The sequence below is a fragment of the Nonomuraea sp. B5E05 genome (assembly GCF_039880665.1).
In the GTDB taxonomy this organism is placed as follows: domain Bacteria; phylum Actinomycetota; class Actinomycetes; order Streptosporangiales; family Streptosporangiaceae; genus Nonomuraea.
Map to the genome: position 1 here is coordinate 1 of NZ_JBDPMJ010000062.1, position 12327 is coordinate 12327.

Sequence of the window (12327 nt, forward strand, 5' to 3'; positions counted from 1 at the left end):
CGTCGCCCAGCGCCTTCTTGCGCTGGCGGCGGCGATCTGGCACAACAACGCGACCAACGCCCCGATCACCCGGTCACTGATCGCCTACGACCATTGACCGGAGATCGGAATTACTCGTCTAGGCTGGCGACCGGCCGCCGTCAACACCGGCTCGCAGGGCGCCGCGGGGCCCGGGGGTCGACACGGCCATCCGCCGGAACAACGGCTCCGGCCGGGGCAGCCGCCCGTCACCCGCGGCGGTCACCACGGCGGCCACGCGCGCCGCCGCCGTGGGCAGGAACGGCTCCAGCTGTACGGCCAGCGTCCGGCACGCGTGCACCAGCGTGGCAAGGGCCACCTCCTGACCGTCCCGCGACCGCGCCCACGGCCGGGTCCGCTCGACGTACCGGTTGGCCTGCTCGACCAGCGCCTGCACGGCGCTCGCCGCTCGCCGGAAGTCGAAGGCCTCCAGCGCCTCGTGCACCGTGTCAACCACGTCGAACGGCACTTCTTCCCGTGTCTCCACGGGGACCCGGCCGTCCAGGAACCGGTGCACCATGGTGACGACCCGGTTGACCAGGTTGCCCAGCCCGTTGGCGAGGTCCTCGTCGGCACGGGCGACCAGGCGTCCCTCGGTGAAGTCGGCGTCGCCCACGCGCGGCACCTCGCGCAGCAGCCACCACCGCACGGCGTCGACCCCGTACGCGTCCACCAGCGCCACCGGGTCGGCGGCGCCACCGGACGACTTGCTGATCTTGCGGCCGCCCGCCGTGAGGTAGTCGTGCACGAAGATCCCCGTGGGCAGCGGCTTTCCCGCGGACAACAACATGGCGGGCCAGTAGACGGCGTGGAAGCGGATCACGCCCTTGCCCATGAGGTGCACCTTGCGCGGCTCGGCCACCCACCAGCGGTCGTAGTCGTCGCCTTCGAGCGCGGTGACGTAGTTGGCCAGCGCGTCCCACCACACGTAGACGACCTGGCCGGGGTCGCCGGGAACCGGGATGCCCCACCCTCGGGCGCGGGCGGCGGACCGCGAGACGCTGATGTCGTCCAGCCCTGCCTCGACGAACGCCAGCACCTCGTTGCGCCGGGCCGCCGGCTCGATCCTGAGCCGCCCGCCACGGATGAGGTCGAGCAGGGTGTCCTGATAGCGGGAGAGCCGGAAGAACCAGTTCTGCTCGGAGACGAGCTGCAGCGGCGCCTCGTGGCCGTCGGGACAGGGCCCTTCCGGGTAGAACTGCTCGCAGCCCACGCAGTAGAGCCCCTCGTAGTGCCGCTGGTAGAGGTCGTGCCGGGTGGCCTCCCAGATCCGCTCGACGCCGGCGCGGTGCCCGGGGTGGCTGCTCGTCCTGACGAACGCGTCGAAGGACAGGTCCAGCGGCCCCCGCAGCGCCTCGAACGCGGCGGCGTTCCTGTCCACCAGCTCCCGCACCGGCACGCCCTCCGCCTCGGCGGCCAGCACGTTCTTCAAGGAGTTGTCGTCGGTGCCGGTCTGGAACCGCACGTGCTCGCCGCGCCGCCGGTGGTGCCGGGCCAGCACGTCGGCCTGGACCAGCTCCAGGGCGTGCCCGAGATGCGGGCGGGCGTTGACGTAGGGGATGGTCGTCGTGATGTACATCGGATGCCTCCAAGGGGCCCCGGACACGACGAGAGGCCCCGCTCGCAGGGCCTCAACAGGACGTCGCCGATGAAGAGCCCCTAGGGGCTCATCATCACCAGGCACGTCGTCATGACCCCCATGCTACAGGGCGGGCTCAGGAGAATCCGGCCAGTTCGTACAGCACGAGCGACCCGGCCACCGCCACGTTGAGACTCGCCCCCCGTGCCGATTCCTCCCTGCGGGCCGGCCGGTCCAGCGGGCGCACCCAGTGCACGCAGGCTCCCTGGTGCAGGGTGTTGCCCTTGGCCAGTGCCTCGGGCATCCACGGCAGGCGCGGCACGGCCAGGCAGGCTCCGACCGCGTCACAGATGCGCAGGAGGGTGCCGAGGTCGGCGTTGTGCATGGGCCCGCACGGACGCTCAGTCCTTCCGCTCCGGGGCGGGAACCACCAGCACCGGCCTGCCCGCGTGGTGCAGCACCCTGTCCGACGTGCTGCCGAGCAGCAGCGAGCGCACCCCGCCGTGCCCGCGCGTGCCGGTCACGATGAGCTCGGCGTCGATCTCGCCGGCGACGTCCACGATCGTCGACCAGACGGCCACGCTGTCCACGTCGCACCGGGGGACGGCGTTCAGCCCGCCCTCCCTCGCCATGTCCGCACCGCGCCCTGCCAGCTCGCGCATCGCCTTGGCGATCGCCTCGTCCTCGAGGCCGGACTGGTCCATGGCCATCATCAGCCCGGCGGAGGCCCTGGCCGAGGTCACCGCCAGCCGCTCCCACACCGTCAGCACGACCGCGTCCGCGCCGCGGAACATCTCGGCCGCGAACGCGATCGCGGCCTTGGCGTCGTCGGAACCGTCGTACGCGATCAGAATCGTCATTCCAGCCACTCCTCAGGTGAATGCGGAACTCCCCCCTTTCCCGGGAGACGGCTTTCACTCCTGGGGCTAAGCCATGATCGGCGAGACCTCGGAGCGCCGGGCCGAGGGCTTGAGCATCGACAGGCCGGCCAGCGCCAGCACACCCAGCTCCGTGATGACCACGACCCGCTGGGTCAGGCCGGCCGGGATGTCCTCGTTGGTCAGCGGGATGCCGAGCATGCGGACCACGTACGGGATCACGACCAGCAGCAGCGCGCCCAGCGCCACCCCGCTGAGGACCCGCACCACCCTGGCGAACCGCACGTTCGCCCGGGCGAGCAACAGTCCTGCCGCGGGCATCACCAGGAAGGCGGCGAAGGCGGCGTAGCGGTGGATGCCTCCCGACAGGGAGAGCGGCACTCCCGGCCGGTCCGTGGGGAAGGCGCCGACCAGGAACATGCTCGCCCCCCACACCAGCAGCAGCGCGACGACCCAGCGGTTCGTCCCGGACCGGCGCAGTGCCTCGGCGATCAGCGCGGAGCCTGCCGCGAACAACGTCAGCGAGGCGGGCAGCAGCCATCCGGCGGACTGCCACGCGTACTCGCTGATCACGCTGTGCAGCGGGTCCAGGTCGGATCCCGCGTGCAAGGTGAGCATGGCGCCGCTGCCGGCGCCGATGGCGGCGAATCCCGTGGCGAGCAATCCCTTCATGCCTCCAAGCTCGTGGAACACGGGCTTTGCGACTATCGGAGATGGGCCCGAACCGGCCCTGAAGGATCCCCTAATACCTTGGTCGCGGCAGAGCCTGGCCGACCCCGGTGACCTGCCTGGACGTGACCCTGGGTAGGGCTTGCCCCCTCAGGGTGGGTGGAGCCGGCCGCAGTCCGGTGTGCGCGGCACGCGCTGTCCCAGCATGGCGGAGGTCGAGCTCTGACGCCGCCGTTCAGCGCCGCCGGGGGGCGTCGAAATAGGCTCGGATCGTGGTGCCCTCCGGCGTCGAGTGCACGCGTACGAGGTCGCTGAGCAGGTTGACGATGAGCAGCCCGCGCGAGCCCGCCTGGCGCGGGTCGACCGGGCTGCGCCCGGCCAGCGGGTCGGTGATGTGGCCGGCGTCGCTGACCTCGCACACCAGCCGCCCGTCCGCGAACCACACCCTGATCGTGCCGGAGCCGCCGCCGTGGTCGAGGCTGTTGGCGCCCAGCTCGGCCACGACCAGCCGCACGTCGTCGAGCCGGTCGCCGGCGAAGCCCAGCGTGGCGGCCTCGCGTGCGGCCAGTGCCCGCGCCGCCGACAGGTTGCCGCTGTCGAACCGCAGCGAGGGGCACTCCGGGGGCTCGTCCAGTGGCCGGTTGTGCGCGTCGATCACCAGCTGGGGCGCGTAGGCGGGGCTGCGCCGTTCGCCGGAGGCGTCGCGCAGCACGGGATGGGTGCGCGCCGCCTCCTCGATCACCTTCGGGGCCAGGGCTGCGAGGTCGTAGGGGCACAGGATCGTGACGTGCCGGCCCGCGAACGACAGGTTGATCAGCGCCTCGTGCTGGGCGCACGCGGGATATTCCGTCGTGGTGCGGCCCGGCCAGATGGGCTCGCCGATGATGCGTACGTGCTCGTCGGCGTGCTCGTCGGCGAAGTCGCGCAGCACGGCCGGGATGATGCGGCCGGGGTTGCGCCCCGCCTCGCCCATGTCGAGCAGGCGGACCGCCTTGGCCTCCGGCCCCAGCGCGGCCTCGATGAGCGCGAGATTGCGGGCGGGGACGGCGACGGCGACGGGCTCGCCGGCCGCCAGGCCCTGGCGGACGAAGGCGGTCGTGGCAGCAACGTATTCCGGCTCGCCTCGGTAGAGGAGAGCCGGATGCGAGAACGGTTCTGCCAACATCAGCCTTCACGCTACCCAAGGATCGCGACTTCACTGCGACCCGCTGGGTACCCAATAGATGTGAAGAGAATACAGGTCAGCCACCGCCCCCGGCCTGTGCGCCCGTCGCCGCCCCTCGATTTGCGCACCCCTTCCGGCCGACGTCTCCCGTTCTGAGCGTTGCGAACCTATGCTCAAGACATGTCGGAAATGCAGATGCGGGTCTCCGACGAAGATCGGGAACGCACCGCCCAGCAGCTTCAACGCGCGTTCACCGAGGGTCGTCTCACCCAGATGGAGCTCGAAGACCGGCTCGAGATCGCCCTGAGTGCGAAGACCTACGGCGACCTGCTGAGTCTGATCAACGATCTCCCCGTCGACCAGCCCCAGGTCAACGACGTGGTCGAGCTGGAGGCGAAGCACGGCCATCTCAAGCGTTCGGGCGACTGGGCCGTCCCCCGGCGGCTGCGGGTGTCCTCCAAGTACGGCAGCGCCGAGCTCGACCTCTCCCAGGCCGTCATCCCGCACCCGGTCGTCGACGTCGAGCTCGACCTCACATACGGCTCCGCCAAGATCATCCTGCCCGAGGGCGCGGTGGTGAACGTGGACGCCTTCCAGAGCGACTGGGGCAACACCTCGACGAACCACGTCCCGAGCCGGCCCCGCCCCGGCGCCCTCCAGGTGGTGATCAGCGGCAGGGCGAAGTACGGAGGGCTGACCGTGCGCTATCCCCGCAAGCGCTGGTTCACCCACTGATGGAAGAGGGCGATGTGGTGCTCGCTCGGCACGAGCACCCCACCCTCCACGTACGCCCTTGACGACATGCCGGGCTGGGTCCGCTCGCAGGCGTCGAAGTCCTGCTCGTTGACCCGGTGGAACAACTCGACGGACGTCGACAGGTCCGCCCCCGAGGCGATCACGTCGGGATGGTAGAGCCAGTCGCACTCGACGACCGTCCTGTCGGCGGCCATCGGGTACATCCGGTGCATGATCACGTGGTCGGGCACCAGGTTGACGAACACCTGCGGCCTGACGGTGATCGCGTAGTAGCGCCGATCCTGTTCCTGTGACAACTCGGGCAACCGGCTGAAACCGGGGCCGCCGTCCACGGTGAAGCCCTCGGCCCTGGAGGCGAACTCGGCGCCGTGGCCCACGTAGTACTGGGCCGCGTAGCCGCCGGCGAACTCCGGCAGCACGGCCGTCAGCTCGGGATGGATGGTGGCGCAGTGGTAGCACTCCATGAAGTTCTCGACGATGAGCTTCCAGTTGGCCTTCACGTCGTAGCGGATCCTGCGGCCGAGCGCGAGATCCTCGACGTGGTAGCGGTCGATGGCGGCCGGGTCGCCGAGCCGTTCGGTGGCGGCGTTCAGCACCGTCTCCTCGAACGAGGGCGGCTCGGCGGCCAGGCACACCCATGCGTACCCCAGCCATTCCCGCAGGTGCACGGGCACCAGCCCGTACGCCACGCGGTCGATGTCGGGCATCTTCACCAGGTTGGGCGCGGCGGCGAGCCGGCCGTCGAGGTCGTAGGACCAGGCGTGGTAGGCGCACCTGATCGTCCTGCGTACCTCGCCCTGCTCCTCCACGCACAGCCGGGCGCCGCGGTGCCTGCAGACGTTGAGGAAGGCGCGCAGCCGGTCGTCCCGGCCGCGGACCACGATCACGTTCTCCCTGCCGACCTGGACCGTCCTGAACGCGCCCGGCTTGGGCAGATCCCCTGCCCTGACGGCGCAGAACCAGAGGTTCTCGAAGATCCTTGCCTGCTCGTGCGCGAACACCTCAGGGTCCGTGTAGGAGCTCCCCTGAAGGGTCGCGATCAAGCTTGACGTCGTCGTCAACCGTCACCTCTTGTTGCGTATTACGCACCGAGTTGCTCTATATGCGACATCGTCAGGTCGCGCTCACGACGCTGTCAAGAGGTAGGTGCTGACTCTCCGCAACCACTTGACATACAGCCAGGTCGCGAGCCGGTCGGGAATCAATCCGGCGAACGAGCCCTGCCTGTCGGTGATCTCCGTGGCGGCCAGCCGGGCGGGCAGGCGTACGACCTTCGACCTCGCCCGCTCGTACGCGCGCAGCGCGCCGGCCAGTTCGTCGCGACCGGACCCGGACCCCAGGCCGCCGATCGCCGTACTCAGCAGCCAGGCGTCCTCCAGCGCCTGGTTGGCGCCCTGGGCCATGGTGGGCGGCATGGTGTGGGCGGAGTCGCCGGCCAGCGTGGTCGGCCCCTTGCCCCAGGCCGCGGTGAACGGCTGCTTGTGGTGCGGGAAGAAGTCGATCTCGGTGATCGTCTCCAGAACGTCCGGCACCGGGTCCGCCCATCCGCGGAACCGCTCGCGCAGCCGTCCGGCCACGTCGGGGTCGCCGTCCCAGAAGGGCCCGCCGGGCGCGGCCTTGACGTCGAACCACCACAGCAGCCGGCCCTCGGCCGCCGGGATCAGCCCGCACAACTCCCGCGCACCGGCGATCATCACGGCCCTGCGCTGCTCGGTGAGCGTGGTGGGCCTGGTGGTGAACCCCTGCCAGGTCACCCAGCCGCTCAGCGTCGCGCGGTCGCCGCCCCACAGGGCCTCGCGCACCGCCGAGCGCCGCCCGTCGGCCCCCACGAGCACGTCGCCGCGGACCGTGCGGCCGTCGGACAGGCGCACCTCGGCCCGCTCGGGCACCACGTGCTCGGCGGCCACCCCGTAGGTCACCGGCATGCCGTCGGCCAGCAGCTCGACCAGGTCGCGGCGGGCCACGTGCACGCTCGGGTGGCCGTAGCGGCGTTCGGCCTCGGTCAGGTCGACGGTGAACAGCCTGCGCCCGTCGACGGCCCAGGACTCCATGGTCTCCAGGCGCCGCCCGGTCCCGGAGTAGTCGACCTTGAGCTCGCGGAGGATGGCCGTGGCGGCCGGCCAGAGCGAGACCGAGCCGCCGGCCGTACGCAGCTCGGGGGCCTCCTCGTAGATCTCGACCTCGTGACCGGCGTTGAGCAGTCCGTGCGCCACGGCGAGCCCCGCGACGCCCGCTCCGACCACGATTACCCTCATAGCAACCCCTGATTTGTGAGACCGTTGATATCAGATACTTGGAGTATCATTATGTCTGCGCGTGGACGCAAGCCCGATCCCACGGTCGATCACCGCATCAGGCAGGCCGCGGCCGGGCTGGTGCTCTCCCGCGGCCTCGACTTCACCATGGACGACGTCGCGGCGGCGGCGGGCGTGGGCCGGGCCAGCGTGTTCCGCCGGTACGCCACCAAGCGCGACATGGTGCTCGAAACCATCGCCGGCATCATGAACGCGCACGTCGCCATCCCCGACACCGGCTCGTTCGAAGGCGACCTGCGCGTGGTGGTCTCCGACACCCTCGCCCTCTGGCACCAGCCCGACGTCGCGCGCATGGCCAGGCAGGTCTTCGGCGAGGCGGGCCGGGACCCGGCGGTCGCCGAGATCATCCGTACCGGGATGCGCACCCGGATGGAGCGCTCGTGGACCGTGTACGAGCGCGCGATCGAACGCGGCGAGCTGCCGCCGAACGCCGACCTTTGGATGCTTACAGAGATGTTTGTCGGTTTCGTCACTTACCGGGGGCTCCTGGATCTTCCCCTGCCCGAGCCGGAGCAGATCGTGCAGGTCCTGCTGCACGGCTTTACGCCCGTCTGACGCCCGTGGTGTTAGTGGGGTGCAAGTGACGGTCAAGTCGTGCTCCATAATGTTCCCTTCGTTCGCAAACCTACGAAGGGCACGGAAATGACTCCCCCACGCCGTCGTCTGGCCGTCGCGGCCGCGACGCTTACTCTTGCCGTCCTCACCACCGCCTGTGGTGCCCTGGGCAACGCCGTAGACTGCAACACCGCGGCCGGCGAGGCCAGCAAGATCGCCAGTGAGTGGAGCACCGCGGTCACGAAGAACGCCACCGACACCGACGCCATCGGCACCGCGTCGCAGACCGCGGCCGACAAGACCAAGGAACTCGCGGGCAAGTACGACGGTGAGGTCGCCGCCGCGCTCAACGACCTCGCGGCCGGGTTCGACTCCCTGAAGGGCGGCGACCTGAGCTCGGTCTCCGAGTTCAGCGGCAAGGTGAGCGGCTTCCAGAGCAAGATCACGGCCGCCTGCTCCTAGCCGGGCGCACGGTCGCCGCTCCGCCCGTGGGGGGCGGTAAGGGGCGGCGGCCGTGTCCGGGTTCGGGCTGATCCGTTCTAGTCTTGCTCCCCGTGACGGGACAGACGCTTGAGACGCCGGTGGGGGCCGGCGGCGCCGGCGTCCCGTCATGGAAGAGCCGGCTGCCGGGCCACCGCGTGCGGGTGGGCGCCGTCGCGCTCGTCGCCGGGGTGGCCTACGCCGTTCTCGGCCTGGTCAAACTCGCCACGTTCAGGGCCACCACGTTCGACCTGGTGATCGTGGACCAGGCGGTGCGCAACTACGCGGGCCTGCGGCCTCCGTACATCCCGGTGCGCGGCATGTTCGGCGGCCGGGGCATGGACTACGTCCAGCTCGCCGACCACTTCTCGCCCATCTACGCGGTGCTGGCGCCGTTCTACTGGATCCACGACGGCCCCGAGACGCTGATCGTCGCGCAGGCGGCGCTGTTCGCCGCCGCGATCCCGTTCGTCTGGCTGTTCACCCGGCGCGTCCTCGGCACCTGGCCCGCCTACCTGGTCTGCGTGGCGTACGCGCTGTCGTGGCCGGTGGCGCAGGCGGTCGCGTTCGACGTGCACGAGGCCATGTTCGTCCCCGTGCTCACCGCGATCATGATCGAGCGTTACCACGCGGGGCGCATGCTGCCCGCGTTCCTGGCGATGGCCGCCCTCCTCCTCGTCAAGGAGGACATGGGGCTCATGGTGATCGGCGCGGGGGCCTGCCTGATCGCCCTCGGCGACCGGTGGCGCGGCGTGCTCAGCGCGCTGATGGGCCTCGGCGCCGTGCTGCTCGTACGCGGGCTGACGATCTCGGTCTTCGGCGGCGACGCCAAGGACTACTGGGCCTACGGGCATCTCGGGGACGACCTGCCCGGCGCCCTCCTCGGCATCCTGCGTGACCCCCTCTCCGCGGTGCTGCTCGCCTTCAGCGAGGAGGCCAAGGTCGACACCCTGCTCCTGATGGTGTGGCCGACGTTGTTGTTGTGCCTGCTCTCCCCGCTGTCGCTGGTCGCGCTGCCGCACGTGCTCGTCCGCATGCTGGGCGACCGGCCCCAGTGGTGGCAGGCGGACTTCCACTACAGCGCGTTCACCGTGGTGATCCTGCTCTGCGCGGGCGCCGACGGCCTGTCGCGGCTGTTACGGCTGGTCAGACGCTCCGGCGACCGCTCGCTCAAGCTGGCCTGGGCGGCGGGCGCCTGTGCGGTCGCGCTCACCCTGGTGCCCCGGTTCGCCCTCGACCAGCTCTACCATCCGGGCTTCTACACCGAGCCCAAGGCGGCCGCCGCGGCCGAGGCCGTCGCCAAGGTGCCCTCGGGGGTCACCGTCGAGGCGGCCAACTCCGTCGGTCCCGCGCTGACCTCCAGGACCACCGTCCTGCTGTGGGGCGCCACGTCGTACGGCGCGCCGTGGGTGGTGGCCGACACCTCGCGCTGGGAGTTCCCCTTCGGCTCGCCCGAACAGCAGCTCGCCGCGGTCGGCGAGCTGGAGGCCCAGGGTTACGTGAAGGTGTTCGAGCGCGACGGCTACGTGGTGCTGCGGCGCGGCTGACCGGGCCGCTGACCGGGCCGCTGACCGGGCCGCTCACGGGGGCGGCGCATGGACCTCGCCTGCGCGTACGCCTGTTCGAAGCCCTCGATCACGGCCGGCCACGAGCCCGCGGCGGGCGGCGTGGCGCGGTTGTGCGCCGCGATGGACTCACGCAGCTTCTCGTCGGCGCACAACCGCGCCACCGCGCGTGCCAGGTCGCCCGGCGTGCGCCCGAGCAGCCCCTCCGTGCCGTCCTTGACGAAGTCGGCGACCCCGCTCTGCGCCCTGGCCACCACGGGCAGCCCCGCCGCCCGCGCCTCGAGCGCCGCGATGCCGAACGACTCGCGCGGCGCCGGAGCCACGAAGACGTCGGCCGACTCCAGAACCTTGGCGATCTGCTCCCGGGTGTGCCGCCCGGGCAGCGAGACCCAGCCGGTCATGCCGTGTTCGGCGAGAAAGCGTGCCATCCGGCCTCGTGCGGGCCCGTCGCCGACGATCGTGGCCCGCATGGGGATCTCGGAGGGGACCCGCGCGCGGGCCGCCTGCAACAGCTTCAGCAGGCGTACGGGATGTTTGCGCGGAGCCAGCCGGCCGACCGCGACGACATGCACCTCGTCGCGCGCGGCGGGCCGGCCTGGCGGCGGCGCCCAGCCCGACAGGTCGAGCCCGTTGGGGACCACGCGCACCGGCACCCCGGGCCCCGCCACCTCGCGGATGGGGGCCGCGGCGGCGTTGCTGACCGTGGTCGCCACCAGCCGCCACCGCTGCCAGCCGAACGCGAGCCGCAGCAGCCGGTAGAGGCCCCGCGTGACCGGATCCCACATGCTGTGCACGGTCACCACGCACGGCACCCCGGCACGCACCGCGGCCCGCGCGCCCATCCAGGCGAACGGCGAGACCGCCCCGGCGTGCACGTGGACCACGTCGGGCCGGACCGAGGCGAGCCGCCGCGTGAGATGCCCCACTCCGAACGGGTGCACGGGAAGGTCGAACGGCATCCTGGCGACGATCCTGTGCACGCCGGGCAGCGGCTCGCCCCTGGTCGCCGTGGCGACGGTGACGTCGTGGCCGGCCTCCCGCTGCATCCGCACGAGATCGGCGACCTGGACCTCGATCCCCCCAAGTCGCGGCAGGTAACAGTCGCTCACGTGAAAGATCCGCACCCCTCCCAGACTAATCTGGGCGTGTGCCTCCACGTACCGCTGTGTTCTTTCATGCCCACCCCGATGACGAGGCCCTGCTGACGGCGGGCACCATGGCGATGCTCGCGGCCGAGGGGCACCGCGTGGTGCTCGTGGTGGCCACGGCGGGCGAGCGCGGCCTGGCCGAGATGGAGCCGGGAGAGGCGCTCGGCGAGACCAGGCTCAAGGAGCTCTACGCGTCGGCCGCGCTGCTCGGCTGCGCCCGTGTGGAATGCCTGGGTTACGGCGACTCGGGGCTGAGCCCCCAGGGCGGCAGCGCGGACGAGCGACCCGACAACGCCTTCATCGACGCCGACACCGAGGAGGCGGCCAAGGCGCTGGCCGCGATCCTGCAGGAGGAGGAGGCCGAGCTGCTGGCGATCTACGACCCGGCGGGCGGCTACGGCCACCCCGACCACGTGCAGGTGCACCGGGTGGGCAAGCGGGCGTCGAAGATCGCGGGCACGCCGATCGTCCTGGAGGCGACGGTCAACCGCGATCCGCTCGTCAGGCTGCTGCGGCTGGCGAGCCGCTTCTACCGGTTCCCGCCGGAGTTCGACGTGCGGACGTTCGAAAGTGCGTACTCGGCGAGCGAGACGATCACCCACCGCGTCAATGTCCGTAAATATGCGAAACAGAAGCGGGCGTCCATGGCCGCGCACGCCTCGCAGGCCAGCGGCGGTGACAGCGACCGCACCCTCGCCGTCATGCTGAAGGTCCCCCGCCCTCTCTACCGCCTGGTCTTCGGCACGGAGTGGTACGTTCGCCGTGACCTCCCTTCCGGCGCCCGCCTCACTCATCCGTTCGACCGGTGGCCGACCTAAGCCCCGGTCAGACTGGATCCCGTTGACATCCTCCCCCTCCTGAAGGGAGGGGGATTCCCACGGTCGCCCGTGAGGGTTCCTGCTTCATCGCCGGTTGCCCGTCCGAGAGGACTCTCGTTGAGGTCTTACACCAGCTCCGCAGGCGTTTCAGCTCTCCGCCAGCCCGGCGGCGAGCACGTTCTGGGCCGCGTTCACGTCCCGGTCATGGGCCGCGCCGCAGGCGCACTGCCATGCGCGGGCGTGCAACGGCATCGTGTCCTGCAAGGCTCCGCACGCCGAGCACAGCTTGCTGGAGGGGAACCAGCGGTCCACGGCCACGAGCGTGCGCCCGTACCAGGCGGCCTTGTACTCCAGCATGGAGCGCATCTGGCGCCAGGAGGC

General features: G+C 71.0%; 14 protein-coding genes and 1 pseudogene. 6 read left to right on the forward strand and 9 right to left on the reverse strand.

Translation table 11 applies throughout. The features are described from left to right. A pseudogene (locus tag ABGB01_RS45305) lies at positions 1-97 on the forward strand (IS982 family transposase); the annotation flags it as partial. 21 nt (positions 98-118) lie between these two features. Here the strand turns inward: ABGB01_RS45305 and metG are convergent. The 5 genes from metG to ABGB01_RS45330 form a co-directional block, all read right to left on the reverse strand. Then, positions 119-1597 (reverse strand): methionine--tRNA ligase, encoded by a 1479-nt coding sequence (gene metG, locus ABGB01_RS45310; protein ID WP_347780486.1) that lies wholly within the window; start codon positions 1595-1597, stop codon positions 119-121. Between the two features lie 136 nt (positions 1598-1733). Next, positions 1734-1982: a hypothetical protein gene (locus ABGB01_RS45315; protein ID WP_347780487.1), complete on the reverse strand. Its 249-nt coding sequence runs from the start codon at positions 1980-1982 to the stop codon at positions 1734-1736. A 16-nt stretch (positions 1983-1998) separates the two neighbouring features. Further along, a complete protein-coding gene (locus ABGB01_RS45320; protein WP_347780489.1) occupies positions 1999-2457 on the reverse strand; it encodes a universal stress protein in 459 nt (152 codons plus the stop codon). Between the two features lie 66 nt (positions 2458-2523). After that, entirely contained in the window at positions 2524-3147 is a 624-nt protein-coding gene (locus tag ABGB01_RS45325) for a DUF998 domain-containing protein (RefSeq protein WP_347780491.1), read from the reverse strand. 232 nt (positions 3148-3379) lie between these two features. After that, positions 3380-4309, reverse strand: coding sequence for an anti-sigma factor RsbA family regulatory protein (locus ABGB01_RS45330; protein WP_347780493.1), 930 nt, complete (start codon positions 4307-4309; stop codon positions 3380-3382). A gap of 180 nt (positions 4310-4489) precedes the next feature. Between ABGB01_RS45330 and ABGB01_RS45335 the strand changes: the two genes are divergently transcribed. Beyond that, positions 4490-5044 (forward strand): DUF1707 domain-containing protein, encoded by a 555-nt coding sequence (locus tag ABGB01_RS45335; protein ID WP_347780495.1) that lies wholly within the window; start codon positions 4490-4492, stop codon positions 5042-5044. On the opposite strand, the gene ABGB01_RS45340 is transcribed toward ABGB01_RS45335, so the two are convergent. After that, positions 5014-6108 (reverse strand): aromatic ring-hydroxylating dioxygenase subunit alpha, encoded by a 1095-nt coding sequence (locus ABGB01_RS45340; RefSeq protein WP_347780496.1) that lies wholly within the window; start codon positions 6106-6108, stop codon positions 5014-5016. The two genes, ABGB01_RS45335 and ABGB01_RS45340, sit on opposite strands and share 31 nt — an antisense overlap. Positions 6109-6189: 81 nt before the next feature. After that, positions 6190-7320 carry an NAD(P)/FAD-dependent oxidoreductase gene (locus ABGB01_RS45345; protein WP_347780497.1) on the reverse strand — a complete coding sequence of 377 codons (1131 nt, stop codon included), beginning with the start codon at positions 7318-7320 and terminating at the stop codon, positions 6190-6192. 51 nt (positions 7321-7371) lie between these two features. Between ABGB01_RS45345 and ABGB01_RS45350 the strand changes: the two genes are divergently transcribed. The 3 genes from ABGB01_RS45350 (at position 7372) to ABGB01_RS45360 (ending at position 9962) form a co-directional block, all read left to right on the forward strand. Continuing rightward, the gene (locus ABGB01_RS45350) at positions 7372-7935 is read left to right on the forward strand and encodes a TetR-like C-terminal domain-containing protein (RefSeq protein ID WP_347780498.1); all 564 of its coding nucleotides are present in this window, start codon (positions 7372-7374) and stop codon (positions 7933-7935) included. 87 nt (positions 7936-8022) lie between these two features. Then, on the forward strand, positions 8023-8397 hold the full coding sequence (locus ABGB01_RS45355) for a hypothetical protein (protein WP_347780499.1): 375 nt from the start codon (positions 8023-8025) through the stop codon (positions 8395-8397). 92 nt (positions 8398-8489) lie between these two features. After that, on the forward strand, positions 8490-9962 hold the full coding sequence (locus ABGB01_RS45360) for a DUF2079 domain-containing protein (RefSeq protein WP_347780501.1): 1473 nt from the start codon (positions 8490-8492) through the stop codon (positions 9960-9962). On the opposite strand, the gene ABGB01_RS45365 is transcribed toward ABGB01_RS45360, so the two are convergent. Next, entirely contained in the window at positions 9938-11104 is a 1167-nt protein-coding gene (locus ABGB01_RS45365; protein ID WP_347780503.1) for a glycosyltransferase family 4 protein, read from the reverse strand. The genes ABGB01_RS45360 and ABGB01_RS45365 overlap by 25 nt on opposite strands. Before the next feature lie 23 nt (positions 11105-11127). Here ABGB01_RS45365 and ABGB01_RS45370 point away from each other — a divergent pair, with 23 nt between their 5' ends. Continuing rightward, positions 11128-11946: a PIG-L family deacetylase gene (locus ABGB01_RS45370; protein WP_347780504.1), complete on the forward strand. Its 819-nt coding sequence runs from the start codon at positions 11128-11130 to the stop codon at positions 11944-11946. Positions 11947-12093: 147 nt separating this feature from the next. Here the strand turns inward: ABGB01_RS45370 and ABGB01_RS45375 are convergent. Then, positions 12094-12327, reverse strand: a 234-nt coding sequence (locus ABGB01_RS45375; protein ID WP_347780505.1) for a zinc ribbon domain-containing protein, incomplete at its 5' end; no start/stop codon positions are given.